This is a genomic window from Pseudomonas pergaminensis, assembly GCF_024112395.2.
Taxonomy (GTDB): Bacteria; Pseudomonadota; Gammaproteobacteria; order Pseudomonadales; family Pseudomonadaceae; genus Aquipseudomonas; species Aquipseudomonas pergaminensis.
In genome coordinates, this window is sequence record NZ_CP078013.2 from 5,836,123 (window position 1) to 5,861,628 (window position 25,506).

Annotated in this window: 22 protein-coding genes; 13 read left to right on the top strand and 9 right to left on the bottom strand. The window is 59.8% G+C overall.

The features are described 5' to 3' along the window. Nucleotides 1-167: 167 nt before the first annotated feature. Both KUA23_RS26530 and KUA23_RS26535 read left to right on the top strand, forming a co-directional pair. A complete protein-coding gene (locus KUA23_RS26530) occupies nt 168-851 on the top strand; it encodes a DNA-3-methyladenine glycosylase (protein WP_252994316.1) in 684 nt (227 codons plus the stop codon). A 108-nt stretch (nt 852-959) separates the two neighbouring features. Further along, the gene (locus tag KUA23_RS26535) at nt 960-2,276 is read left to right on the top strand and encodes a bifunctional DedA family/phosphatase PAP2 family protein (RefSeq protein WP_252993106.1); all 1,317 of its coding nucleotides are present in this window, start codon (nt 960-962) and stop codon (nt 2,274-2,276) included. Here the strand turns inward: KUA23_RS26535 and KUA23_RS26540 are convergent. From KUA23_RS26540 to KUA23_RS26550, 3 genes are read right to left on the bottom strand one after another with little or no spacing between them, the layout of a single operon-like run. Beyond that, a complete protein-coding gene (locus KUA23_RS26540) occupies nt 2,273-2,863 on the bottom strand; it encodes an LON peptidase substrate-binding domain-containing protein (RefSeq protein WP_252993107.1) in 591 nt (196 codons plus the stop codon). The two genes, KUA23_RS26535 and KUA23_RS26540, sit on opposite strands and share 4 nt — an antisense overlap. A 21-nt stretch (nt 2,864-2,884) precedes the next feature. Continuing rightward, nucleotides 2,885-3,601, bottom strand: coding sequence for an LrgB family protein (locus KUA23_RS26545; protein ID WP_078050340.1), 717 nt, complete (start codon nt 3,599-3,601; stop codon nt 2,885-2,887). Then, nucleotides 3,598-3,951 carry a CidA/LrgA family protein gene (locus KUA23_RS26550; protein WP_015886074.1) on the bottom strand — a complete coding sequence of 118 codons (354 nt, stop codon included), beginning with the start codon at nt 3,949-3,951 and terminating at the stop codon, nt 3,598-3,600. The genes KUA23_RS26545 and KUA23_RS26550 overlap by 4 nt, the downstream gene beginning before the upstream one ends. 164 nt (nt 3,952-4,115) lie before the next feature. Between KUA23_RS26550 and KUA23_RS26555 the strand changes: the two genes are divergently transcribed. The 3 genes from KUA23_RS26555 to KUA23_RS26565 all read left to right on the top strand — a co-directional run bounded on the left by KUA23_RS26555 (nt 4,116) and on the right by KUA23_RS26565 (nt 7,179). Beyond that, on the top strand, nt 4,116-4,571 hold the full coding sequence (locus KUA23_RS26555; RefSeq protein ID WP_010206803.1) for a MaoC family dehydratase: 456 nt from the start codon (nt 4,116-4,118) through the stop codon (nt 4,569-4,571). Between the two features lie 218 nt (nt 4,572-4,789). Beyond that, nucleotides 4,790-6,508, top strand: coding sequence for a C13 family peptidase (locus KUA23_RS26560; protein ID WP_078050341.1), 1,719 nt, complete (start codon nt 4,790-4,792; stop codon nt 6,506-6,508). A gap of 29 nt (nt 6,509-6,537) precedes the next feature. Further along, nucleotides 6,538-7,179, top strand: coding sequence for an oxidoreductase (locus KUA23_RS26565; RefSeq protein ID WP_078050342.1), 642 nt, complete (start codon nt 6,538-6,540; stop codon nt 7,177-7,179). A gap of 794 nt (nt 7,180-7,973) precedes the next feature. On the opposite strand, the gene KUA23_RS26570 is transcribed toward KUA23_RS26565, so the two are convergent. The 6 genes from KUA23_RS26570 to KUA23_RS26595 form a co-directional block, all read right to left on the bottom strand. Further along, nucleotides 7,974-8,258, bottom strand: coding sequence for a YceK/YidQ family lipoprotein (locus KUA23_RS26570; protein ID WP_078050343.1), 285 nt, complete (start codon nt 8,256-8,258; stop codon nt 7,974-7,976). Next, nucleotides 8,251-8,880, bottom strand: coding sequence for a flavin prenyltransferase UbiX (gene ubiX, locus KUA23_RS26575; RefSeq protein WP_028618086.1), 630 nt, complete (start codon nt 8,878-8,880; stop codon nt 8,251-8,253). The genes KUA23_RS26570 and ubiX overlap by 8 nt, the downstream gene beginning before the upstream one ends. Then, nucleotides 8,877-10,226, bottom strand: a complete 1,350-nt coding sequence (gene mpl, locus KUA23_RS26580) for a UDP-N-acetylmuramate:L-alanyl-gamma-D-glutamyl-meso-diaminopimelate ligase (protein ID WP_078050344.1) — start codon at nt 10,224-10,226, stop codon at nt 8,877-8,879. The genes ubiX and mpl overlap by 4 nt, the downstream gene beginning before the upstream one ends. Nucleotides 10,227-10,301: 75 nt before the next feature. Further along, nucleotides 10,302-13,253 (bottom strand): hypothetical protein, encoded by a 2,952-nt coding sequence (locus KUA23_RS26585; protein ID WP_252993108.1) that lies wholly within the window; start codon nt 13,251-13,253, stop codon nt 10,302-10,304. A 177-nt stretch (nt 13,254-13,430) separates the two neighbouring features. Then, nucleotides 13,431-14,675 (bottom strand): hypothetical protein, encoded by a 1,245-nt coding sequence (locus tag KUA23_RS26590; protein WP_143523122.1) that lies wholly within the window; start codon nt 14,673-14,675, stop codon nt 13,431-13,433. A 172-nt stretch (nt 14,676-14,847) separates the two neighbouring features. After that, nucleotides 14,848-16,737, bottom strand: coding sequence for a sigma-54-dependent Fis family transcriptional regulator (locus tag KUA23_RS26595; protein WP_078050348.1), 1,890 nt, complete (start codon nt 16,735-16,737; stop codon nt 14,848-14,850). Between the two features lie 273 nt (nt 16,738-17,010). On the opposite strand from KUA23_RS26595, the gene exaC reads away from it, so the two are divergent. From exaC to ppa, 8 genes are all read left to right on the top strand, one after another. Then, complete coding sequence (gene exaC / locus KUA23_RS26600; RefSeq protein WP_034109459.1) at nt 17,011-18,531, top strand: acetaldehyde dehydrogenase ExaC; 1,521 nt, start codon at nt 17,011-17,013, stop codon at nt 18,529-18,531. Between the two features lie 218 nt (nt 18,532-18,749). Further along, entirely contained in the window at nt 18,750-20,183 is a 1,434-nt protein-coding gene (gene eat / locus KUA23_RS26605) for an ethanolamine permease (protein WP_252993110.1), read from the top strand. Between the two features lie 52 nt (nt 20,184-20,235). Beyond that, on the top strand, nt 20,236-21,630 hold the full coding sequence (locus KUA23_RS26610) for an ethanolamine ammonia-lyase subunit EutB (protein WP_252993111.1): 1,395 nt from the start codon (nt 20,236-20,238) through the stop codon (nt 21,628-21,630). After that, a complete protein-coding gene (gene eutC / locus KUA23_RS26615; protein ID WP_078050351.1) occupies nt 21,627-22,460 on the top strand; it encodes an ethanolamine ammonia-lyase subunit EutC in 834 nt (277 codons plus the stop codon). The genes KUA23_RS26610 and eutC overlap by 4 nt, the downstream gene beginning before the upstream one ends. Nucleotides 22,461-22,552: 92 nt before the next feature. After that, complete coding sequence (locus KUA23_RS26620) at nt 22,553-23,011, top strand: GNAT family N-acetyltransferase (RefSeq protein WP_017528964.1); 459 nt, start codon at nt 22,553-22,555, stop codon at nt 23,009-23,011. A 310-nt stretch (nt 23,012-23,321) separates the two neighbouring features. Further along, nucleotides 23,322-23,978 carry a DedA family protein gene (locus tag KUA23_RS26625; RefSeq protein WP_078050352.1) on the top strand — a complete coding sequence of 219 codons (657 nt, stop codon included), beginning with the start codon at nt 23,322-23,324 and terminating at the stop codon, nt 23,976-23,978. A gap of 6 nt (nt 23,979-23,984) precedes the next feature. Then, complete coding sequence (locus tag KUA23_RS26630; protein ID WP_252993112.1) at nt 23,985-24,800, top strand: M90 family metallopeptidase; 816 nt, start codon at nt 23,985-23,987, stop codon at nt 24,798-24,800. Nucleotides 24,801-24,909: 109 nt separating this feature from the next. Continuing rightward, entirely contained in the window at nt 24,910-25,437 is a 528-nt protein-coding gene (gene ppa / locus KUA23_RS26635) for an inorganic diphosphatase (protein WP_003219382.1), read from the top strand. Nucleotides 25,438-25,506 lie beyond the last annotated feature (69 nt).

Below are 25,506 nucleotides of genomic sequence, written 5' to 3' on the forward strand. Positions count from 1 at the left end.
GAGTCTTGGCAGGGAGGAAAGCGGCAGATTATAGCTGTGACGCCGCCCGACTGACAGCGGTGAGGGGCGGATGGTCGAAATGAACTGTAAAAACCTGGGGTTCAGCGGTAATTAAGGTGGGAGTTGTTATGATTCCGTCACATTTAGCCGTATTTACCCTGACCGCCATGCCCAGTTCATCGCCGCAACTCCCCGCCAGCGCCCTGCCCGACAGCTTCTTCGACCGTGACGCACAAACGCTCGCGCGCGATTTGCTCGGAAAAGTCATACGCCATCGCGTGGGAGAAATCTGGCTTTCGGCGCGAATTATTGAAACCGAAGCGTATTACGTGGCCGAAAAAGGCAGTCACGCGTCATTGGGCTACACAGAAAAGCGTAAGGCTTTGTTTCTGGATGGTGGCCATATCTACATGTACTACGCCCGTGGCGGCGACTCCCTTAACTTCAGCGCCCATGGGCCAGGCAATGCCGTGTTGATCAAATCGGCCTATCCATGGGTCGATGAATTATCCGGCCCGACCAGCCTGGCGCAGATGCTGCTGAACAACCCGAATGCCGACGGCAGCCCGCGCGCCTCGCAAAAGCTGTGCGCCGGCCAGACCCTGCTGTGCAAGGCCTTGGGTCTGAAGGTGCCGATGTGGGACGCCAAGCGCTTCGATCAGGAATTGCTCTACGTTGAAGACGTGGGCCAGGCACCGAGCCAGATCATCCAGACCACCCGCCTGGGCATCCCCAGCGGGCGCGATGAGCACCTGATGTACCGCTTCGTCGATGCTGGCTATGCGCCTTATTGCACGCGGAACCCGCTGCGCCGGGGCCAGGTCGAAGGCCGCGACTATTTTTTGATTTGATAACACGACCTGTAAGCGCCCGGCTTGACGGTGAAGGCGGTCCCATGGGGGCCATCGCCGGCAAACCGGGCGCCTACACGGTGTACGAACTTGGATGGAGTGGATTGTATGGGCCAATGGCTCGATAGCATTACCGGCTGGTTGACCCTGAATCCCGAATGGCTGGCGGTCGCGGTGTTTATCGTCGCCTGCGTGGAATGCCTGGCCATCGCCGGGCTGATCGTGCCGGGCACGGTATTGTTGTTTGCCATTGCCGCACTCGCCGGCAGCGGCGCGCTGTCCCTGAGCGAAACCCTGCTGCTGGGCTTCCTGGGCGGGCTCTTGGGTGACGGGGTTTCCTACTACCTGGGACGACATTTCCACCAGAATATCCGGCGTTTACCTGGCTTGCGCCACCACCCCGAATGGATGAACAGCGCCGAAACCTACTTCCACAAATACGGCATCGCCAGCCTGCTGGTGGGGCGTTTCATCGGCCCGCTGCGGCCCATGCTGCCGATGGTGGCCGGGATGTGCGACATGCCCTTCCCGCGCTTCGCGGCGGTGAGCATCGTTGCCGCGGCCGGCTGGTCGGTGGCCTACCTATTGCCGGGCTGGGCGACCGGCGCGGCCTTCCGCCTGCCGCTGCCCGAGGGTTTCTGGCCTGAGGCCGGTGTTGTGGCGGCCTGTATCGCGGTGGTGGTGGGCCTAAGCCTGAACAGCAGCCTGCGCGGCCATCGTCGCGCCACCTTGTGGATCGGCTGCGCCAGCCTGACGGTATTGATCGCCCTGTTTATCGGCTACCCCCACCTTAATGACTTCGATCAGGGCCTGAGCGCCCTGGTGCAGGAACACCGCAGCCCCTGGCTGGACGAAGTGATGGTGCGCATCACCCAGTTGGGCGAGTTCAAGAAGATGTTCGTAGCCAGCGCTATCTTTACCGGCCTGCTGCTACTGGCGCGGCAATGGCGTCATGCGATTTTTGTTGGCGTGACCCTCGCCGGTGCGGCGGTAATCAACACCGGGACCAAGCTGTTCTTCGCCCGTGGCCGCCCGGAAATCCTCACCGACCCGCTGACCAGCTTCAGCATGCCCAGCGGCCACGCGTCCGGCGCGTTCGCGTTTTTCCTGGCGCTGGCGATCCTGGCCGGTCGCGGGCAACCGATCCGGCTGCGCCTGACGTGGATGCTGCTGGGCTGCATCCCGGCAGCCTTCATTGCGCTGTCGCGGGTCTACCTCGGCGCCCACTGGCCCACGGACATCCTCGCCGGCACGCTGTTGGCAATGACGGTGTGCGCGTTCAGCCTGGGCATCAGCCAATACCGAAGCCCGCTGCCGGCGATGTCGCAAAAGACCTGGTGGCTGTTGCTGCCGGCATTGGTCGCGGTGCTGAGCTTCATCGCGTTGACCGGTACCCCCCATGCTCTGCTGCGCTACGCCTATTAGGTGAACAGTTCGCCCTGCAACTCGTCGAGCAACATCTGGATCGCATCCAACCGCTGCTGCGGGTCGTCGAGTTGCAGCAGGTCGATCTTGTCGGTCTCAGTGAAAGGCAGCAGATACGCCAACTGATTGCCCAAGGCTTGCTGCCCCTCGGCGTGGGCGTCCATGTCCAGCGAAGCCACCATCGGGTGCTCGGCCAATGCCTGCAGCAGCGCCAGCAAATCGGCGTCCTCTTCCTCCAGCGGCTGGTCCGGCAGTTCTTCGAGCCACTGCACGTCGGCCACCAGCAATTGGTCCTTCTGCACGCCGGCGTCCCGTACCCGGAACCTACGACCGCCTTCGACACGAATGCCCAGCAGGCCGTTGTCCTGCTGCTTGAAGTCGCGAATCAGCGCTTCACAGCCGATCAGCGCGTAGCCGTCCGGGGCCATGCCCACTTCCTTGCCGTCGAGGATGCACACCACGCCAAAGCCTTCGCCCTTTTTCATGCAGCGACTGATCATATCCAGGTAGCGCGCCTCGAATATCTGCAGGTCGAGGGTGCAACCAGGGAACAGCACGGTATTGAGCGGGAACAGCGCCAGACTCATAAAGGTTTCCTTAAACCCGGTTTAAACGATCACGGACACGGCTAGCGGCAGGAACACTGCCGTGGCCACACCCATCAGACTCATGGCCAGCGCTGCAAAGGCGCCGCACTCTTCGCTTTCCTGCAGCGCCACCGACGTGCCGACGGCGTGGGCGGTCATGCCCAGCGCCATGCCGCGCGCCTCGGGGCTGTGCACGCCCAGGCGTGACAGGTACGCCGGGCCGATCATCGCACCGATCACGCCGGTGATCAGCACAAACACCGCCGCCAGCGCGGCCACGCCACCGATCTGCTCGGCCACCAGCATGGCGATCGGCGAAGTCACCGACTTGGGCGCCATGGTCATCAGCATCATGTGTTCGGCGCCGAACCACCAGCCCAGCAGCACACACAGGCCGGTGGCCAACACCCCGCCTATCACCAGCGTAGTAAAAATCGGCCAGAACAATTGGCGAATGCGCCGCAGGTTCAGGTAAAGCGGCACCGCCAGCGCCACCGTCGCCGGGCCGAGCAGGATGCCCATGATCTCGGTGCTCTTGCGGTACTCGGCGTAGCTCAGGCCACAGCTGATCAGCACACCGATCACCAGCAACATCGAGACCAGCACCGGTTGCAGGAAGATCCAGCGGGTTTTCTCGAAGCCAGCCAGCACCAACTGGTACGCACCAAGGGTGATACCGATGCCAAACAAGGGATGGTGAATCACCGCCGTCCACGCGCCGTGCCAGTCGAAGGTCATTGGTCCTTCTCCTTGCGCTTGACCATCTGCTGCATCAGCACGCCGACAAAGCCCATGGCAATCACCAGCGACAGCACCAGCGCGCCGACAATGGCCCAGAAGTCAGCAGCGATGTCCTTGGCATACACCATCACCCCCACCGCGGGCGGCACCAGCAGCAACGGCAAGTAACGCAACAAGCTGCTGGCCGCCAGGCTCAGCGGCTCGCCAACTTCGCCTCGCCACACCAGAAAGCCGAGCATCAGCAGCAGCCCGATGATCGGCCCCGGCAGCACCGGCAACAGCAAATGGTTGATCGCGGTGCCGATCAGTTGAAACAGCACCAGCCAGGTCAGGCCACGTAACAGCATCCGTTCTTCCCCCCTCAGGACTCGCCCGCATTATAAGCACGCCAGCCCTATGCACCGGCATTCGCCAAAAGCATGGTGGGTTGACCGGGCTGATTGGCCATGATGATCTACATTGGTTCTCTGTAACCCATAAAAACAGCACCGATGAACCAAGGAGAGACGCAATGCCCTATGTACCCGTAGCGCAGCTCAAAGATTATGTCGGCAAGGAACTGGGACGTTCCGAATGGCTCACCATCGACCAGGCGCGTATCAACCTGTTCGCCGAAGCCACTGGCGATCATCAGTTCATCCACGTCGACCCGGTCAAGGCCGCACAAACCCCGTTTGGCAGCACCATCGCCCACGGTTTCCTGTCGCTGTCGCTGATGCCCAAGCTGATGGAAGACCTGCTGATCGTGCCCGAAGGCCTGAAGATGGCCGTCAACTATGGCCTGGACAGCGTGCGCTTCATCCAGCCGGTGAAGGTCAACTCCAAGGTGCGCCTGAACGTGACCCTCAATGACGTCACCGAGAAAAAGCCCGGCCAATGGCTGCTCAAGGCCACTGCCACCCTGGAAATCGAAGGGCAGGAAAAACCGGCCTACATTGCGGAGTCGTTGTCACTCTACTTCGTGTAAGGCCGGTGGCACAAAACCTCACTTGTGGTGAGCGGCCTGGCCCCGCGCTGGGCTGCGAAGCAGCTCCAGAACCTGCAACCTGATGCTTCCTGAAGGAACGAGTTGCCTGTATTTGGGGCGGCTACGCCACCCAACGCGGGGCAAGCCCGCACACCACAAATTCATGTATGAAACTCGCAGCTGCGGCATACTCGGCGCTCAATTATCCGGATCCCGCTATGCGCCCACTCGCTCCCCTCGCCCTTGCCCTGTTGCTCACCGCTTGCGGAGACGGCGAATCGCTGTTGCCGCCCGATGCGCGCCTGCCCGACGGCGGCCGTTACCGGGGCGATGTGGTCGATGGCTTGCTGCAAGGCCAGGGCCGCGTGGACTACCCCAACGGCAGTTGGTACGCCGGCCAGTTCGACAAAGGCCAGTGGCACGGCCAGGGCGAGTGGCATGGCAGCAATGGCGAAGTCTATAAAGGCCAGTTCCAGCAGGGCCTGTTCGATGGCCAGGGCAGCCTGACCACCGCAGGCAGCCACTATGTGGGCGGTTTCAAGAACGGTCGACGCAACGGCGAAGGTACCCTCAAAGAGGGCCAGATGACCTATCGCGGCGAATTCAAGGACGACCAGTATTCCGGCCTCGGTCGCCTGGAGCTGGCGGACGGCAGCCAGTACCAGGGCCAGTTCGCCCACGGCAAACCGAATGGCGAAGGCCAGCGCAACGACGACAGCGGCAACCAGTTCAGCGGCCATTTCGTCGATGGCCAACTGGAAGGCAACGGCACCTTCAACAGCGCCGATGGCGATATTTATGTCGGCCAGTTCAAGCAGAACCAGCTCAATGGCAAGGGCCGCTACGAGAACGCTGATGGCGACGTGTGGATCGGCCAGTTCAAGGAAGGTGCGCTCAGCGGCAAGGGCGAGTTGATCGGTGTCGACGGCAGCCACTATGTCGGCCAGTTCAGCGATTGGCGCTTTACCGGTGAAGGCCGCCTGAACCTTACTGACGGCAGCTTCTATATCGGCGGTTTCGACAGCGACAGCTACCAAGGCAAAGGCACCCTGGTGCTTACCGACGGCAGCGTGCAGGCCGGCACCTGGGTGAACGGCCTGCGCGTGCGTGACGCCGATGGAAAACTGCTGCCCGACCCACTGGAGATCGGCGTGCTGGCCCAGGGCCACCTGCTCGACACCGCCCTCGCCGCCGTACCCGCCTCTACCCCCGCCGTCGAGCTGTATACCCTGGCCGTGGCCGGCGATGGCAAGCAGAGCGTGTTCCTGCGTGAAGCCGATTACGTCAGTAACATGCTCGCTACCCGCTTTGGCGCGCGGGGGCAGATTCGCCTGGTCAATCACCGCGACCACATCGCCGACCGCCCCCTGGCCACCCGCGAAAGCCTGCGTCGCGCCGTGCTGACCCTGGCCGAACGCACCGGCCCGGAAGACCTGGTGTTTATCTACATGACCAGCCACGGCACCCACGAACACGAATTGGTGCTGGACCAACCGCGCATGGAGCTGGCTGACCTGCCCGCCGATGAGCTGGCCGCAGTGCTGGCGCCGCTGAAGAACCGCGACAAGATCGTGGTGATTTCCGCCTGTTACTCCGGTGGTTTCATCCCGGCCTTGAAAGATGAGCGCACCCTGATCATGACCGCCTCCCGGGCCGACCGTGTGTCCTTCGGTTGTTCCGAGGAGGCCGACTTCACCTACTTCGGCGACGCCCTCTTCGCCCAAGCCTTCAACCAGACCGACGACTTGCAGCAAGCCTTCAAGCTGGCGCAACTGCATGTGGCCGAACGCGAACAGGCGGACAACTTCGAAGCCTCCGAGCCGCAGATCTGGGCCCCCAAGGGTGTGATCGCCCATTGGCAATTATTACGCAAACAGCAGGCACGAAAGGCGCTCGAAAGCGTCTCAATGAATAGCAAGGAAGCCATAGGCAACTAAGCTGAACTGTGTAACAAGGGGGAAACACCATGTACCTGACGCCTCAGCATATCTTGCTCGCCGGAGCCTCCGGCCTTACCGGCGAACACCTGCTCGATCGCCTGCTCAACGAACCCACCGTGACCCGCGTGCTCGCACCCAGCCGCAGGCCATTGGCCGAACACCCCCACCTGGAAAACCCGGTCGGCGACCCAGCGGTGTTCCTGCCGCAACTGAGCGGCCCGGTGGACCTCGCCTTCTGCTGCCTGGGCACCACCATCAAACAAGCCGGCTCCGAAGCCGCCTTCCGCGCCGTCGACCTGGACATGGTCGTGGCGTTCGCCAAGCGTGCGCGGGAAATGGGCGCGCGGCACCTAATCGTGATCAGCGCGATCGGCGCAGACCCGAAGTCTTCGATCTTCTACAACCGCGTCAAAGGGGAAATGGAAGAGGCACTCAAAGCCCAGGACTGGCCACAACTGACCATCGTGCGGCCATCGTTGCTGTTGGGGGAACGCTTGGAACCACGCCTGGCAGAACAACTTGCCGGCCCGTTGTCGCGACTGATTCCCGGCAAATACCACGGCATCGAAGTGTGCGAACTGGCCCGGGCCATGTGGCGCCTGGCGCTGGAAGAACAGGATGGGGTGCGGGTGGTGGAGTCGGATGAGTTGCGTAAGCTCGGTAAATAATCCGGTTTAACGACCTGACAGAGATCCAAGTGTGAGCGCGGGCTGGCTCGCGAAGGGGGCGTGTCAGTCGATGCATGAGCTGCCTGACCCACCGCATTCGCGGGCAAGCCCGCTCCCACATTTGATGGGGTTCACACAGTTCCAAATGGTGGAGTCTACATTGGATGGGGTTCACACAGTTCCAATGTGGGAGTTCTACATTTGATGGGGCTCATACAGTTCCAATGTGGAAGCTCTACATTTGATGGGGCTCATACAGCTCCAATGTGGAAGCTCTACATTTGATGGGGTTCACACAGTTCTAATGTGGGAGTTCTACATTGGATGGGGTTCACACAGTTCCAATGTGGGAGTTCTACATTGGATGGGGTTCACACAGTTCCAATGTGGAAACTCTACATTTGATGGGGTTCACACAGTTCCAATGTGGGAGTTCTACATTGGATGGGGTTCACACAGTTCTAATGTGGGAGTTCTACATTGGATGGGGTTCACACAGTTCCAATGTGGGAGTTCTACACTGGATGGGGTTCACACAGTTCCAATGTGGGAGTTCTACATGGGATGGGATTCACACAGTTCCAATGTGGGAGTTCTACATTGGATGGGGTGCACACAGTTCTAATGTGGGGGTTCTACATTTGATGGGGTGCACACAGTTCCAATGTGGGAGCTCTACATTTGATGGGGTTCACACAGTTCCAATGTGGGAGTTCTACATTGGATGGGGTTCACACGGTGCCAATGTGGGAGCCGGGCTTGCCCGCGATGAGGCCAGCCCAGGCACTACACCTCTAAAGGCCACCTGTGGCGTTAAACCCAACGCCCAACACCGTCAACACCGACAGCGGTAACAACAGGGTATCGAGCAACGCACTCGCCGGCAGGTCCACACCCGGATAAGCCGGCGCCTCGGCACCAAATCTGTCCATGGCGCAACAGCCGCCATTCATGGCATACAAGTCCAACCGCGTGCCGGCATACACCACCGGCGCGTTTGGTTTAGCTGCGTCCAAGGTGCGCGCGGTGGCGCAGCCCGTGAGGTGCAACGCCAACACCATCAGCAGCGCCTTATTCATCGCTGCTCAAATGGTGTTCGCCCCAACGTGGCAGCATGTCCTGTGGGATGTTCAGCAAGTTGAGAATGCGCGCCACCACAAAGTCCACCAGGTCATCGATGGTCTGTGGCTGGTGATAGAAACCGGGCGAGGCCGGCAAAATCGTCACGCCCATGTTCGACAGCTTGAGCATGTGCTCCAGGTGAATGCTCGAATACGGCGCCTCACGTGGCACTAGGATCAACTGCCGGCGCTCCTTCAAGGTCACGTCCGCCGCGCGTTCGATCAAGTTGTTGCAGGCCCCCGTGGCAATCGCCGACAAGGTGCCCGTGGAACACGGCACCACCACCATCGCCGCCGGCGCGCCTGAGCCGGACGCCACCGGCGACATCCAGTCTTCTTTACCGTAGACCTTGATCTGCCCCGCCGCCGCACCGGTGTATTCGGTGAGAAAGGCCTGCATTGTCTGCACCTTGGGCGGCAACGCGACGTCAGTCTCGGTGGCCATCACCAACTGCGCGGCCTTGGAGATCAGGAAGTGCACCTCACGGTCTTCACGCACCAGGCAATCGAGCAGGCGCAAACCATAGGGCGCGCCTGAGGCGCCGGTCATGGCCAGCGTGACGCGCTCTGGGCCGCTCATTTCAGCGCCTCGGCCAGTTTGCCGTGCAGGCCACCAAAGCCGCCGTTGCTCATCACCACCACGTGGGTGCCCGGTTTAGCTTGCTGCTTGACGTGTTCGATGATGCCTTCGATGGAGTCACATACGGTGGACGGCACCGTGCACAGCGCGGCAATCCCCGGCAGGTCCCAGCCAAGGTTGGCCGGTGCGTACCAGACCACCTGGTCGGCGTCGTTGACGCTTTCCGGCAGGCCGTCGCGGTGGGCGCCGAGTTTCATGGAGTTGGAACGCGGCTCCACAATCGCAATGATCGGCGCGTCGCCAACCCGCTTGCGCAGGCCATCCAGGGTGGTGGCAATGGCCGTCGGGTGGTGGGCAAAGTCGTCGTAGATGGTAATCCCATTCACATCGGCGACTTTTTCCATGCGCCGCTTCACGCTCTTGAACGCGCTGAGCGCGGCGATGCCCATGGACGGCACCACGCCCACATGCCGCGCAGCCGCCAGAGTGACCAAGGCGTTGGCGACGTTGTGCTGGCCAGTCATGTCCCACTCGACAATGCCTTGGGCCTCGCCTTCGAACAGCACTTCAAAACGGGAACCGTCTTCGCTGAGCAGCTTGACCTGCCACTGCCCGCCCGCGCCGGTGGTTTGCACCGGGGTCCAGCAGCCCATCTCGATCACACGCTGCAGGGCAGGCTCGGTGGTCGGGTGGATCACCAGGCCTTCGCTTGGAATGGTGCGCACCAAGTGGTGGAACTGCCGCTCGATGGCAGGCAGGTCGGGGAAGATGTCGGCGTGATCGAACTCAAGGTTGTTCAGGATCGCCGTACGCGGGCGGTAGTGAACGAACTTGGAGCGCTTGTCGAAGAAGGCGCTGTCGTATTCATCCGCTTCGATCACAAAAAACGGTGTGTCGCCCAAGCGCGCCGACACCGAGAAATTCTGCGGCACGCCGCCAATCAGGAAGCCCGGGCTCATGCCCGCATGCTCAAGCACCCAGGCCAGCATGCTGCTGGTGGTGGTCTTGCCGTGAGTGCCGGCGACAGCAAGTACCCAGCGGCCTTGCAGCACGTGGTCGGCCAGCCACTGCGGGCCAGATACATAAGGCAAACCTTTGTTGAGCACATATTCGACTGCTGGGTTGCCCCGCGACATGGCATTGCCGATCACCACCAGGTCCGGTACCGGGTCGAACTGCGACGGGTCGTAGCCTTGGGTCAACTCAATGCCCTGAGCCTGCAACTGCGTGCTCATGGGTGGGTAGACGTTGGCATCGGAGCCGGTGACGTGATGACCCAGTTCTTTGGCCAGAACCGCCATCGAGCCCATGAACGTGCCGCAAATACCGAGAATATGAATGTGCATAGTCGACCTCGTAAAACATCGAGGCAGGTTAGCGCAGGGCGGGGGAAATCGCACTCTTTAGGTGAGCCGCCCACGCTATGCGACGGCTTGTTTATGCGGTGCTGGCACCTTCGTCAGCGCGTCACGTATGGCAGCTATTTTTTTCTCAATTGTATTCAGTCGATCCGCAACGCCGCCGTTGCCCTGACTGACGGAGGCTTCGTGTTTGTACGGTTTGAAAAAAACCTCATAAGCCTGTGCAAGATCAATGGTGAGCTCCTCGAGCAACGCCAGGAAAGCCTCCAACTGGTCGACGACCTGCAGCGGTTCGCTGGACCATTTCGGGATGTCTACCACAACACCCGGCGCCAATTGCAACGACAACGTACCCAACTCACCGGCGCCCCGCGTTGCAGCGTCGAGACGAGCTCGAAGGGCAGGGTCAACGGGTGCAACTATCGGCCCCAGGTCCACTACTTCTACGTCGCCGGGGTTAACACCGCCGTCAGGTGCGGCAGGACGCTCGTAGTGTTTTTGGAAAGCAATTTGCGTCTCAGTGATAGCAGCGTCTAAGCCAGCATCGGTCACCGCCTCAGTTACCCGGCGCTCGAACGGACCGACAGAAGCGGAAGGAGAGTGCCGGGCAAAGCCCTTCAATGGCGCGCCGTATGGCGTTTGAGTCACAGGGTCGAAGGCATACCATTTTCCGTTGCGCTCCACGGCGATGACGTTAACCGCATCGCCATTAGCGCCCAACGGCCTGTAGAGGCCTTCGGCAATCCCGTGATTGTTGCCTATTTGGGGAAGATCAAAACTGCCGCCGCGCCCGCCAAGACGGCTGACCTTTTTAAAGCCTGCCTTACCCAGTTTAAATACACCACGGCCCACGTCATAAATATCTGCTAGAGGGTTAAGCGCCTTCACGCCGGCCTTGCCAAACCCCTTGATGAAGTTCAGCGTTGTACCCAATCCGGCTCTAACACCGTGCTTGACGCCTTGGAGCCCGCCTTTTAGCCCCGGAATAAAAAAGCCAAACAAATCCAGCACTAAATTGAAGAAACCTTCAGCGGGCCTGCCATTCACAAAGCTTTCAACCGCATTGTAGAAAGGAATCAATCCTAAAAAGAACGCCTTGACGGCCTCTGAACGCGCGCTTTCCCGCTCTTGCTCTGTGCTGCCATTGGCTGTTGTTTTCGCCTCATCCAAGCCTCGCGTGAAATAAGCACCGACAGCGGCTGACAGTTCATCGGTTTTAGGCGAAAAAAAAGTCGCCGGCGGGGCGGGATGCTTTCCGGGTATACCGGCCTCCAACGATTTGGAGGGGTAGATACGATAGGCGGAAAAGTCTACCGGGTCGTTTTTCGGCGATGTACTACCGACTGTGCTCCACAGGATAGTGACCGACGGTTCTTTACCGCCCGGCGAATCAGGCAGCGACATCGAGAAGTACAAACGAGAGCCTGGAAACTGCAGGCCAGGCCTGGAAGGGTCGGCATCCTTGATGATTCGGCCCATCGCCGGTGAATACAGATAATGACAAACCGTCCCATCACGTTCAGCCCTGATAAGTACCGCGCCGCTGCGTATATACGCTTGAATTTTATGATCAACGCTGACAGGGCCCTGATTGGCATTGGGCTTCTGGAGGGTGAATGTCGTGACCTTGCCGTATTCAATCAGCCGCCGGTCATCGAGCGGGAGCAATGAGAGCTGATATTTGAACTGCGCGGCAAAACCGTCTTTGAGCCCTTGGGTGTATTTGTCGAAGCTTTCATCAAACTGCTGTTTGATGTTTGGCAACTTCGGAAAGCCTACATTCACTTTCACGGTATTGAAGTCAAGGTCGCTGGATATCCAGAAGTGCTTACCCAGGTCGCCTGACATGTAAATATCCAGCAGCGAATAGGCTTTTCGGCCAGGCGACCCCGGTGGGACATTCGCCAGCAGCTTCTGCTCAAAAAAAGCTTCATTTTCGACGCCATACACGCGCCGCAGCTCGACGAGTGCCAACTCTCGTCGGGTTGGCATCGGCGTGGACAGCGCATCAATGGAATCAGCCAAAGCCTTATGCTGTGCTTGCATGGCCTTCAATGCGCTTTCGACTTCCTGGGGGGTGTACGCATCATCACTTTTTTCAACAATGACGCCGTTGGCAATACCCCAGTCGATAACGGCCGTCATCTGAGCGAGTTGTTGCTGACGCTTTTCAAGCTCCGAAACAGGCGCTATCTCATCGTCTTTCATGATCTGCGCATAGGTTTTCGTAGACGTCGATCCCGGGTCACTCGCCTCTTGGCGAGCCACCGCTGCACTGAAGGTGGCCCATTGGTGGGAACCATACACCAGCGCCGAGGGCAGATCCTTTACCAGAAACTCGGGGGCGGACACCGACAACAGTTGAAAAGCGATGATTTTGGCATTGGCTTCGCCGAACCGGGTGGCTAGATGCGCTTCAAAACGCGTGACAATTTGCGCAGCGCTGTAACCCCAGTTGTCTGGCTGACGCAACGAGTACCCAGCCAGATTATTACGCTCCAGGCCTCCTGCCGAATCCACATCCAACAATAGCGCGCTAAGCAGTACTTCCTGCAGACTGGTAGCCGTGGGTACTGCGTCGATGCTGTCCTGGAGTAACCTGGCCAACGCAAGACCTTCTGGAGAATCGAGAATGGCTTTAAGGGTTTTTTCAGGTTCATCCTTACCAGACCGTAAAGGTTCAGGAAGGGTAAGCCGCAAGCGTTCGATAAGGCTCGGCACACCGCTGGTGTCATCAGTGCTTACTTTCGGTTGAGCGGCTTTCCAAGTGGCAACTATCTGGCGTAATTTGGCCTGGGCGTCAGCCGCCAAAGGGACGTCTTTAGTTAGCAGCCCACCATAATCAGCCACGTGTGAAGATGAAGAAGACGCTGCACTGCGTCGATAGCGTGAAGGGGGGGAAGTTTTGGATATATCGGGAGGAGTTGCACCCTCAAACTTATTATCTATCGGCGATTCAGACTGAGGGTAGAGCGACATAAAACGTGATGAATCCAGATGATTGGAAATCATAGCGACACCTCCGAAAGCGATTGCGCGTTACCGGGCAATGTTTCAGAAAAGCCTGTCACAGATACTCCATTCAGCGTCAGGCTTATCACCAATGACCGTCGACTATACCTCCCCTATCGACGCTGAGAAATTAACATGCACTGCAAAAGCCAACAGCGAAATCCTGCACTAAGCCGTTCACTCTTTACTGGCAGGCTTGTCCATTTTTAGCAAGATATCAGCCTGTGCCTTATTCAGCTTGGCTATTCGTGCCTCGAGTGTGTCCATACGACTTTCCAGTCCGTCAAGCCCTTGGGCAGCGGGTTCAATAGCCAGATGAGGTTTGAAGAAAACTTCATATTGGTTGGCAACTTCCTTCGTATGCTGTTCAGCGAAGTCCAATAGGTTCTCAAGTTGGGTCATACGCTCAAGCGGATCTTTCGACCAGTTTTGATTCGGCACGAATCCCGTTTCGGTATCCCCAAACTTGAGCGCCATCGACTGATTGGACACCGTGAACGCCAGGACCTGAGCCTCATTCATTCTCGCATAGAGCTTATCGAGGTCAGGGGTCGCCGGCGCCTCTGGACGTTCGACCACTGACTTCCCGCTGGGCGTCGGCGGAATCATGGGTTGAGGCAGATACGAAGCCTTGATTTGTTCGGAAGCGGCCGTAGACCCAGCATATGCCCCAATGTTAATTGGCGCAGACACCACCCCTGTTATCCCAGCACTGATCGCTGCATCGCGCGCGACACGCGCCGCAGATGGCGACGATGGAATCACGCCCGACTTGACCATTTTTTCGGCATTCATCATCCGGGTCGTGGCTTCCGCAATCGTCATTTTAGGCGTAGCAGCGGGCGCTGGCACTTTGTTCTTCCAATCGAGGACCTTTTGGCTGATTGTGGGCGGAAGCAGATGTTCATGAGGTTCGTTATTGCCCTTGACGGCACTGGCCTTATCCCTTGCTACCTTGCCGTTCTTATCGAGCGGTCTTCCAGTGCTATCAATCAGAAAGCCTTCTCGATTGACGCGCTTTCCGTCCCTATCGACCAAGTGCCCCTCAGTATTGACCAAGCGGCCCGAGTGATCGACCAAGCGGCCTTGGGTATCGACGAGTTGATTTTTCTCATTGATAAGCTTGCCTTGGGTATTTATCAAATGCCCCTTTTCATTGATCAAACGGCCCTTATTATCGATCGCCTGACCACTGTTATTAACCCGCTGCCCCTGTGCATTGATCCGCTGGTTATTCGAATTAATCAGATGACCTTGTTTATTAACCGCCTGCCCTTTGTCATTGAGTAACTGACCTTGTTTATTGACCAGTTGCCCTTGCTTATTATAAGAGCTGCCTGGAGGCGCGTAATGCGGAATCGCTTTAGGCGGCACCGGCGGAGGTTTGGGCAAGTGAGCGGGGGGTGGTTTGATTAGCGGCATATCGTCACCTCATAATAAACAGGTATTAAACCCAATAGCGAAGCCTTATGACTTCTGTTCATTACGTGGTCACCGGCAGCAAAACAGTTCCCTGCAGCCTGTACAAGCCACAGCCTATTAGATAAATCGCCACTACCCGAGTTAGACAGCGTTACTTCAGGGCACACTTACATTAACTGGATACCGCCACAGGCCGTTTGATTTTATACTTGCGCAATTTCCTATAAAGCGTATTACGACTTATACCCAGCGCTTGCGCCGTGTACGTCATATGCCAGTGCCGTTGCTCTAATGCCGTCAGCAACGTCTGTCGTTCGGCATCATCGAGGGGTGACTCGCTGGCGTGTTGAACAGGGGGGCATTGCACCATAGCGGGCAGATCCAACAACCCTATCCGTCCGTCATCGCTGAGTGCCACCAGTGTGCGCAATACCGTGCGCAACTGACGAACATTGCCCGGCCAGGCGAAGGCCAGCAATGCCTCGCGCGCTGCGGGCTCCACACTGACCGGTTGCTCACCGGCCTCCTCCCCCAGGAGGAAGTCCAGCAGTTGCGACTTGTCACTGCGCTCGCGTAACGCCGGCAAGCCGATTTCCAGGCCGTTAAGACGGTAATACAGGTCTTCGCGGAAGCTGCCGTCCCGCACGCGCTCATGCAAATTACGGTGCGTGGCGCTGATAACCCGGACATCCACGGCTTGAGGCTCGCCCCCGATGGGGACCACCAGGCGATCCTCCAGCACCCTTAATAGACGGGTCTGCAAAGCCAGTGGCATATCGCCGATTTCGTCAAGGAAGAGAGTGCCACCGTCGGCCTGTTGGAGCTTACCGCGCATGCCATCCTTGAGGGCACCAGTGAAACTGCCGCCACGATAGCCGAATAACTCGCTTTCAATCAGGCTTTCCGGAATGGCGGCGCAATTGAGCGCTACAAACGCTTTATCGGTGCGCTGACTGGCACGGTGCACGGCCTTGGCGAAGGCTTCTTTACCGGAGCCGGTTTCGCCATTGATGAGCAGTGGCACATCACGCTCAAACACCCGCAGCGCTTTGCGAAAGTCATTTTGCAGCGCCGGATCGCCCAGGCAAATGCCGGACAACTGAGGCGGCACCGGCTTGGCCATGGGGGCAGGCACGCTGCGAGACTGACCGCGCAGTGCGGCGAACAGTGGCCGTCCATCACGGGTGCGCAGCGGCCAACTGGCCGTGGCATTGGCGCTGGCTCGACCGAGCAGTTGGTCCAGGGAGCAATCGAAAAACGCTTCCACCGGTTGCCCCAGCAAACCGCCGCGCAGTTGCCCCAGCAGGTTCATCGCGCTCTGGTTGACCGCGCAGATCCGGCCTTCACCGTCGAACGCCAACAGCCCTTCGCTGAACAACCCCACCGACTCGGCCTGCAAATGAAAACGCAGCAACCAGTGGTTTTCAAAATGCCGCAGGAAGTAACAACTCTCGATCATCTTCGCCGACAGATTGACCAGCGCCATGGTGTGAAACTGGCTCTGACGCGACACCGCCTCCCGTGCGGATGACACATCCAGCACCGCCAGCAAATCACCATGGGGGTCGAACACCGGGCTGGCCGAACAGGTCAGCCCGGTGTGCCGGCCACGAAAATGCTCATCACGGTGAATGGTCAGGGACTGGCGCTCCACCAGGCAGGTGCCGATGCCGTTGGTGCCTTCGCACGCCTCGCTCCAATCGGCGCCCAGCCACAGCCCGGCGCGTTCGAAGATCTTGCGCTCGGACGGCGCGGTGACACAGTTGAGGATCACGCCCCGCGAATCGGTCAGCAACACCGCATGGCCAGCGCCCGAGAGCTGCTGGTGCAGGCTGTTCATCTCACTGCCGGCGATATGCAGCACCTGTTGCAGGCGCTCGCGGCTTTCCAGCAGGCGCCCGTGTTCCAGCACGGTGGGGGCAATGGTTTGCGCAGGGTCGAGGTGATAGTCCTCCAGACAACGCAGCCAGGAGCGGGCGATGGAGGGATCGCTGGATGGATCGCGACCATGGGCCACGGTGAGGACTTGCTGGGCATGGCGACTGAAATGATCGTTGTGCATTTCTTATTATTCTCCCTGCGTGAGAACGCCCAGCATCCCCCAGGCCTCCCGCCATTGCAATCCCGGGCAGACTCACCGGTCACCGGCTGTATCAAAGGTGGCACAAACTGTCACACCGCCTGTACCACCCTTGGTACAGCAACGCCTTGCAACAAACCCTAAACCCTTGATTTACCTGGCCCGCAAAGCAGTGGCCCAACCTTTGCTCTACGCTTTATAACGCGCTCGTTGCGCTGCACTCCCAATAAACATAAGAGCCAGGAGATACCCACCATGCGTTACGCACACCCCGGTACTGAAGGCGCCATCGTTTCGTTCAAGGCCAAGTACGGCAACTACATCGGTGGCGAATTCGTTGCGCCGGTCGATGGCAACTATTTCACCAACACCTCTCCGGTCAACGGCAAGCCTATCGCCGAGTTCCCGCGTTCCACCGCCAAAGACATCGACAAAGCACTGGACGCCGCCCACGCCGCCGCTGACGCCTGGGGCAAAACCTCGGCCCAGGACCGCTCGCTGGTCCTGCTGAAGATCGCCGACCGCATCGAACAGAACCTCGAACTGCTGGCCATCACCGAAACCTGGGACAACGGCAAGGCCGTGCGTGAAACCCTCAACGCCGACATCCCGCTGGCAGCCGACCACTTCCGCTACTTCGCCGGCTGCATCCGCGCCCAGGAAGGCACCAGCGCCGAGATCAACGAACACACCGCCTCCTACCACTTCCACGAACCACTGGGCGTGGTTGGCCAGATCATCCCGTGGAACTTCCCGCTGCTGATGGCCGCATGGAAACTCGCCCCGGCCCTGGCCGCCGGTAACTGCGTGGTGCTCAAGCCTGCCGAGCAAACCCCGCTGGGCATCAACGTGCTGCTGGAAGTGATCGGCGACCTGCTGCCACCGGGCGTGCTGAACGTGGTGCACGGTTTCGGCAAGGAAGCCGGCGAAGCGCTGGCGACCAGCAAGCGCATTGCCAAGATTGCCTTCACCGGCTCCACGCCCGTGGGCTCGCACATCATGCATGCGGCGGCCGAGAACATCATTCCATCCACTGTGGAACTGGGCGGCAAATCGCCGAACATCTTCTTCGCCGACATCATGAAAGCCGAACCTTCGTTCATCGAAAAGGCAGCCGAAGGCCTGGTGCTGGCGTTCTTCAACCAGGGCGAAGTGTGCACCTGCCCTTCCCGCGCGCTGGTGGAAGAGTCGATCTACGACGACTTCATGAAAGTCGTGATGAAGAAGATCGAGTCGATCAAACGTGGCGACCCGCTCGACACCGACACCATGGTCGGCGCCCAGGCGTCCGAGCAGCAGTTCGACAAGATCCTGTCCTACCTGGAAATCGCCAAGGGCGAAGGCGCGCAACTGCTCACCGGCGGCAAGGTCGAGAAGCTCACCGGTGATATGGCTGGCGGCTATTACATCCAGCCGACCCTGCTCAAGGGCACCAATGAAATGCGCGTGTTCCAGGAAGAAATCTTCGGCCCGGTGGTGAGCATCACCACCTTCAAGGACGAAGCCGAAGCCCTGGCCATTGCCAACGACACCGAGTTCGGCCTGGGCGCCGGGGTGTGGACCCGCGACATCAACCGCGCCTACCGCATGGGCCGGGCGATCAAGGCGGGCCGCGTGTGGACCAACTGCTACCACCTGTACCCGGCGCACGCCGCGTTCGGCGGTTACAAGAAGTCCGGCGTGGGGCGTGAAACGCACAAGATGATGTTGGATCACTACCAGCAGACCAAGAACTTGCTGGTGAGCTACGACATTAATCCGCTGGGCTTCTTCTAACTTAGCCTCCTAGCAGGCGACCCGCTCTCCACCTGAAATGAGATCAAGTGTGGGAGCTGGCTTGCCTGCGAAAGCGGTGTATCAGCCAAGTAGGTGTTAGCTGACCAAACGCTTTCGCAGGCAAGCCAGCTCCCACATTTGAACTTCGCAAGTAGCTGCTACCTCATTCGGCACACAGAGGCCGAGTTAAAAACAATAAGAATGGAAGGTACTTTCCAATGCCTAGCGAACCCACTGGATCCTCCGTCGACTTCGAAAAAGTCGGCACCGACTACTTCCAACAACGCGAATTGAAAAAAGGTGCTGCCGGCTGGGTGCTGCTGGTCGGCCTTGGCGTCGCCTACGTGATCTCCGGCGACTACGCCGGTTGGAACTTCGGCCTGGCCCAAGGCGGCTGGGGCGGGATGTTCCTCGCCACTTTACTGATGGCCACCATGTACCTGTGCATGTGTTTTTCCCTGGCCGAACTGTCTTCCATGATCCCCACCGCCGGCGGTGGCTACGGCTTTGCCCGCAGCGCCTTCGGGCCCTGGGGCGGGTTCCTCACCGGCACCGCGATCCTGATCGAATACGCCATCGCGCCCGCCGCCATCGCGGTGTTTATCGGCGCGTATTGCGAGTCGCTGTTCGGCATCGGCGGCTGGATGATCTACCTGGCGTTCTACATCATCTTTATTGGCATCCACATCTTCGGCGTCGGCGAAGCCTTGAAGTTGATGTTTGTGATTACTGCCGTGGCCGCGATTGCCCTGGGCGTGTTCCTGGTGTCGATGGTGCCGCACTTTAATGTCGCCAACCTGCTGGACATCCCGGTGACCGAAGCCAAGGGCGCCAGCACCTTCCTGCCGTTTGGTTACGTGGGTGTGTGGGCGGCGATTCCCTATGCCATCTGGTTCTTCCTCGCCGTAGAAGGCGTGCCCCTGGCCGCCGAAGAAACCAAGAACCCCAAGCGCGACCTGCCGCGCGGTCTGATCGGCGCCATTGTGGTGCTGACCAGTTTTGCCTTGCTGATCCTGGTGATCGCACCGGGCGGCGCCGGCACTTATGCGCTGATCAAGTCCGGCAACCCGCTGGTGGAGGCGCTGGCCTTGTCCTATGGCGGCTCGACCTGGATGGGCGGCTTCGTCAACCTGGTTGGCCTGGCCGGGCTGATCGCGAGCTTTTTCTCGATTATCTACGCTTATTCGCGGCAGATCTTCGCACTGTCCCGCGCCGGTTACCTGCCGCGCAGACTGTCCCAGACCAACAAGAGCAAGGCGCCCGTGCTGGCCTTGGTGATCCCCGGCATCATCGGCTTTGGCCTGTCGCTGACCGGCCAGGGTGACTTGCTGATCCTGGTGGCGGTGTTCGGTGCGACTATTTCCTACGTGCTGATGATGGCCGCGCACATCACCCTGCGCATCCGTCGCCCCAAAATGGACCGTCCGTACCGCACGCCGGGCGGCATCTTCACCTCCGGCATTGCCCTGGTACTGGCCTGCGTGGCCGTGGTGGCGGGCTTTCTGGTGGATCCACGGGTGGTGATTGGCGCCGCGATCATCTATGGAGTATTAATTGCTTACTTTGCTTTCTACAGCCGGCATCACTTGGTAGCGGGCACGCCCGAAGAGGAATTCGCGGCGATCCAGGCCGCAGAGGCCGCCTTGCACTGATAGCCGTAAACCTCGACGCAGGCCCGTGCCTGCGTCGCCAAGGAGACACTGTATGGCAAGTTTTTCCCACGCGGTGGGTGCTCAAACCTACCGCTTCGACAGCCTCAAGGACGTGATGGCCAAGGCCAGCCCCGCACGCTCCGGGGACTTTCTCGCCGGCGTCGCCGCACAGAACGACGGTGAACGCGTGGCGGCGCAGATGGCGTTGGCAAATATCCCGCTCAAACACTTCCTGGAAGAAGTGCTGATCCCCTATGAAAGCGATGAAGTCACCCGACTGATCATCGACACCCACGATAAACAGGCGTTTAGCGCGGTCAGCCACCTGACCGTCGGCGGCTTGCGCGACTGGCTGCTCAGCGACGCGGCCGATGAACATTCCCTACGCGCCTTGGCGCCTGGGCTGACACCGGAGATGGCCGCCGCCGTGTCCAAGATCATGCGCGTGCAGGACCTAGTGCTGGTGGCGCAGAAGATCCGAGTGGTCACGCAGTTTCGCGGCACCATGGGCCTGCGTGGGCGCTTATCCACACGGCTGCAGCCCAACCACCCCACGGACGAACCGGCGGGCATCGCCGCGAGCATTCTCGATGGCCTGTTGTACGGCAACGGCGACGCCATGATCGGCATCAACCCGGCCACCGACAGCATCGCCTCGATCTGCGCCATGCTGGAGATGCTCGACGCGATCATCCAGCGCTACGAGATCCCGACCCAGGCCTGCGTACTTACTCACGTCACCACCTCCATCGAGGCCATCAACCGTGGCGTGCCGCTGGACCTGGTGTTCCAGTCGATCGCCGGCACCGAGGCCGCCAATGCCAGTTTCGGCATCAGCCTGAGCGTGCTGCAGGAAGGTTACGAAGCGGGGCTGAGCCTCAATCGCGGCACACTGGGCCAGAACCTGATGTACTTCGAAACCGGCCAGGGCAGCGCCTTGTCGGCCAACGCGCACTTCGGTGTCGACCAGCAAACCTGCGAAACCCGCGCTTATGCGGTGGCCCGGCACTTCAAACCGTTCCTGGTAAATACAGTCGTAGGATTTATCGGCCCCGAGTACCTGTACAACGGCAAGCAGATCATCCGCGCCGGCCTCGAAGACCACTTCTGCGGCAAGCTGCTCGGCGTGCCCATGGGCTGCGACATCTGCTACACCAACCACGCCGAAGCCGACCAGGATGACATGGACACCCTGCTGACCCTGCTGGGCGTGGCCGGGATCAATTTCATCATGGGCATCCCCGGCTCCGACGACATCATGCTCAACTACCAGACCACTTCGTTCCACGACGCCCTGTACGCCCGCCAAACATTGGGTTTAAAGCCGGCGCCGGAGTTTGAACAGTGGCTGGCCAAGATGGGCATCTTCACGCAAGCCGACGGCAAGGTGCGCTTCGGCAACAGCTTGCCACCGGCGTTTCGCCAAGCCTTGGCGCAATTGGGATGAAGGAGCCGCCTGTGCAACTCGACCTGCCTGACAACCCTTGGCTGGAACTGCGCCGCCTGACGCCAGCCCGTATTGCCCTGGGCCGCACTGGCACCAGCATCCCCACCAGCGCGCAGCTGGATTTCCAGTTCGCCCACGCCCAGGCGCGGGACGCGGTGCATTTGCCCTTCGACCATGCAGGCCTCAGTAGCCAGTTAGCCGAGCGTGGGCGTGACAGCCTGTTGCTGCACAGTGCTGCCACCGACCGTCACATGTACCTGCAACGCCCCGACCTGGGGCGGCGGTTGAGCGATGAGTCGGCCCAGTTGCTGCGCGATCATGCATCGGCCAACCCTGGCGGCGTGGACTTGGCGGTCGTGGTCGCTGATGGCCTGTCGGCACTGGCGGTGCATAAACACACCTTGCCGTTTCTGACACGCCTGGAGGAACAGAGCAGCGCTGACGGTTGGTCCTTGTCGCCGGTCATCCTGGTGGAACAGGGCCGCGTGGCGGTGGCGGATGAAGTGGGCCAGTTACTGGGGGCCAAGATGACCGTCATTCTGATCGGCGAACGGCCCGGCCTCAGTTCGCCGGACAGCCTGGGCCTGTATTTCACCTACAACCCCAAGGTGGGTCTCACCGACGCCTACCGCAACTGCATCTCCAATGTGCGCCTGGAAGGCTTGAGCTACGGCATGGCCGCCCACCGCCTGCTTTACTTGATGCGAGAGGCGTGTCGTCGGCAGCTGTCGGGGGTCAATCTCAAGGACGAGGCGCAGGTTCAGACCATCGAATCGGATGATCCGGACCTGATGAAAGGCAATTTCCTGCTCAGTTCACCGGATGACTGAGCGCTGCACGATTGCGCTTTTTCGCGCCATTAGGCAGCATCGAGTCACGGCCGCTTGTGTGGTCATCCCCCATTTGGAAGTTGAGGCCTGGCATGCGGATTACTCAAGCGACCCTGGAACACCTGGATCTGTTGACCCCGCTGTTCGTCAAATACCGTGAGTTCTACGGCGCCCTGCCCTTTCCGGACTCATCGCGGGCCTTCCTGGAAAAGCGCCTGCGCCGCAAGGAATCGGTGATTTACCTGGCCCTGGCGGATGACGATGACAAGAAATTGCTGGGGTTTTGCCAGCTCTACCCGAGCTTTTCGTCGCTGTCGCTCAAGCGCGTGTGGATCCTCAATGACATCTACGTGGCCGAAGACGCCCGCCGGCAACTGGTGGCGGACAACCTGATGCGCACGGCGAAGAAAATGGCCAAGGAGACCCACGCGGTACGGCTGCGCGTGTCGACCAGCAGCGACAACGAAGTGGCGCAGAAGACCTATGAGTCGATCGGGTTCCGCGAAGACACCGAGTTCAAGAACTACACGCTGCCGATCAGCGAAGATTGATCCCACACCCCATCTAATGTCGACGCAGGCTTCTGTAGGAGCCGGCTTGCCGGCGATAGGATCATCTCGGTCTCAGCTGATACACCGAGGTGCCTGCTATCGCCGGCAAGCCAGCGCCTACAGATAATGTTGAGCCTGCGAATGCCTTTGCACGACATCCCCCGCTACAAAACCAACACGCTTTTCACCTCCCAATCCGTATAATGCGGACCTTTCAGGGTTGTAAGAAATGCGGCATACACTTGTAGCCTTATTAACCCGAGCTTCCGCACAGGCCTGCTGAGCCGGGCCATTCACACAGGTGCCATCCATGGATTTCAACCCGCTCGACCTTATCCTGCATCTCGACGTTTACCTCGACCTGCTGGTAACCAATTACGGTCCGTGGATCTACGCCATTCTGTTTCTGGTCATCTTTTGCGAAACCGGCCTGGTGGTCATGCCGTTCCTGCCAGGTGATTCGTTGCTGTTCATCGCCGGCGCCGTGGCGGCAGGTGGTGGCATGGACCCGGTATTGCTGGGCGGCCTGCTGATGCTGGCGGCCATCCTGGGTGACAGCACCAACTATGTGATTGGGCGAACGGTGGGCGAACGCTTGTTCAACAACCCGAACTCGAAAATCTTCCGTCGCGACTACCTGCAAAAAACCCACGACTTCTACGACAAGCACGGCGGCAAAACCGTGACGCTGGCGCGCTTCCTGCCGATCCTGCGCACCTTTGCACCGTTCGTGGCCGGCATCGCGAAAATGCCTTACGCGCGCTTCTTCGGTTTCAGCGTGCTGGGCACCATCCTCTGGGTCGGCGGCCTGGTGACCCTGGGCTATTTCTTCGGCAACGTGCCGTTCATCAAGAAAAACCTGTCGCTGCTGGTGGTGTTTATCATCCTGCTGTCGCTAGTGCCGATGATCATTGGCGTGTTCCGCAGCCGTTTTGGTCGCGCGTCGTCCCAAGCCAAGTCGCAGTAAGCGCCCATGTGGTCTCTCAGCGCCTGGCGTCGCCAGCGCTTGCTGGCCAAGCACCCAATTGCCGATGACACCTGGCAGCGGGTGCGCCATCACCTGACCTTCCTCGACGGCCTCACCGCCGAGCAGGACCTGTGGCTGCGCGAAGCCTGTGTGGTGTTCCTCGCCGAGAAACACCTCACTGCCTTGCCCGGCGTCGAACTGCACCAGGAACAACGCCTGCTGCTCGCCGCCCAGGCGCAACTGCCGCTGATGAACCTCGGCGACCTCGACTGGTACCAGGGTTTCCACGAAATCGTGCTGTACCCCGACGACTTCGTCAGCCCCCAGCGTCATCGCGACAGCAGCGGCATCGAACACGAATGGGACGGCGAGCACAGCGGCGAAGCCTGGCAACAAGGCCCGGTCATCCTCGCCTGGCCCGGCGTGCTCGCCAGCGGCAATTGGGAAGGCTACAACCTGGTCATCCACGAACTGGCGCACAAGCTCGACATGCTCAACGGCGACGCCAATGGCCTGCCGCCGCTGCATAACGACATGCGCGTGCAGGAATGGGCCAGCGTGATGCAGAGCGCCTACGACGACCTCAACCGACAGTTGGATGCCAACCCGGACGCCGACACCGAGATCGACCCCTACGCCGCCGAAAACCCCGCGGAATTCTTTGCCGTCACCAGCGAATATTTTTTCAGCGCCCCGGATTTACTGGTCAGCCATTATCCCCAGGTGTACGCCCAACTCAGCCGCTTTTATCGCCAGGATCCCCTGGCCCGCCTCACCCACCTGCAAGCCAGCGACCCGCGTTATCAACCGCAAGGCGAATGACCGTACGACGTCTGGCGCATGGCATCGGCGGCGGAATGTGCCTATAATCGCCGCCACTTTTAGGCCAATCCGGCCAAGTTTCTTGGCCAATTAACGGGGGCAACGCCCAATGAGCTACAGCAAGATTCCGGCTGGCAAAGACCTGCCGAACGACATCTACGTCGCCATCGAGATTCCGGCCAACCACGCGCCGATCAAATACGAAATCGACAAAGACAGCGACTGCCTGTTCGTTGACCGTTTCATGGCCACCCCGATGTTCTACCCGGCCAACTACGGTTTTATCCCCAACACCCTGGCTGACGACGGTGACCCCCTCGACGTGCTGGTCGTGACCCCTTACCCGGTTACCCCAGGCTCGGTTATCCGCGCACGCCCGGTCGGTATCCTGAACATGACCGACGACGGCGGCGGCGACGCCAAAGTGATCGCGGTTCCACACGACAAGCTGTCCCAGCTGTACGTGGACGTGAAGGAATACACCGACCTGCCGCCACTGCTGCTGGAACAGATCAAGCACTTCTTCGAGAACTACAAAGACCTCGAAAAAGGCAAATGGGTGAAGATCGACGGTTGGGGCAACGCAGACGCCGCCCGCGCCGAGATCCTGAAGTCGGTCGCTGCCTACAAAGGCTGATACCCGCTCCTCATTGCTTCGGCAATTGAAAAAGCCCCGATCATTCGGGGCTTTTTTGTGGGAAAAATT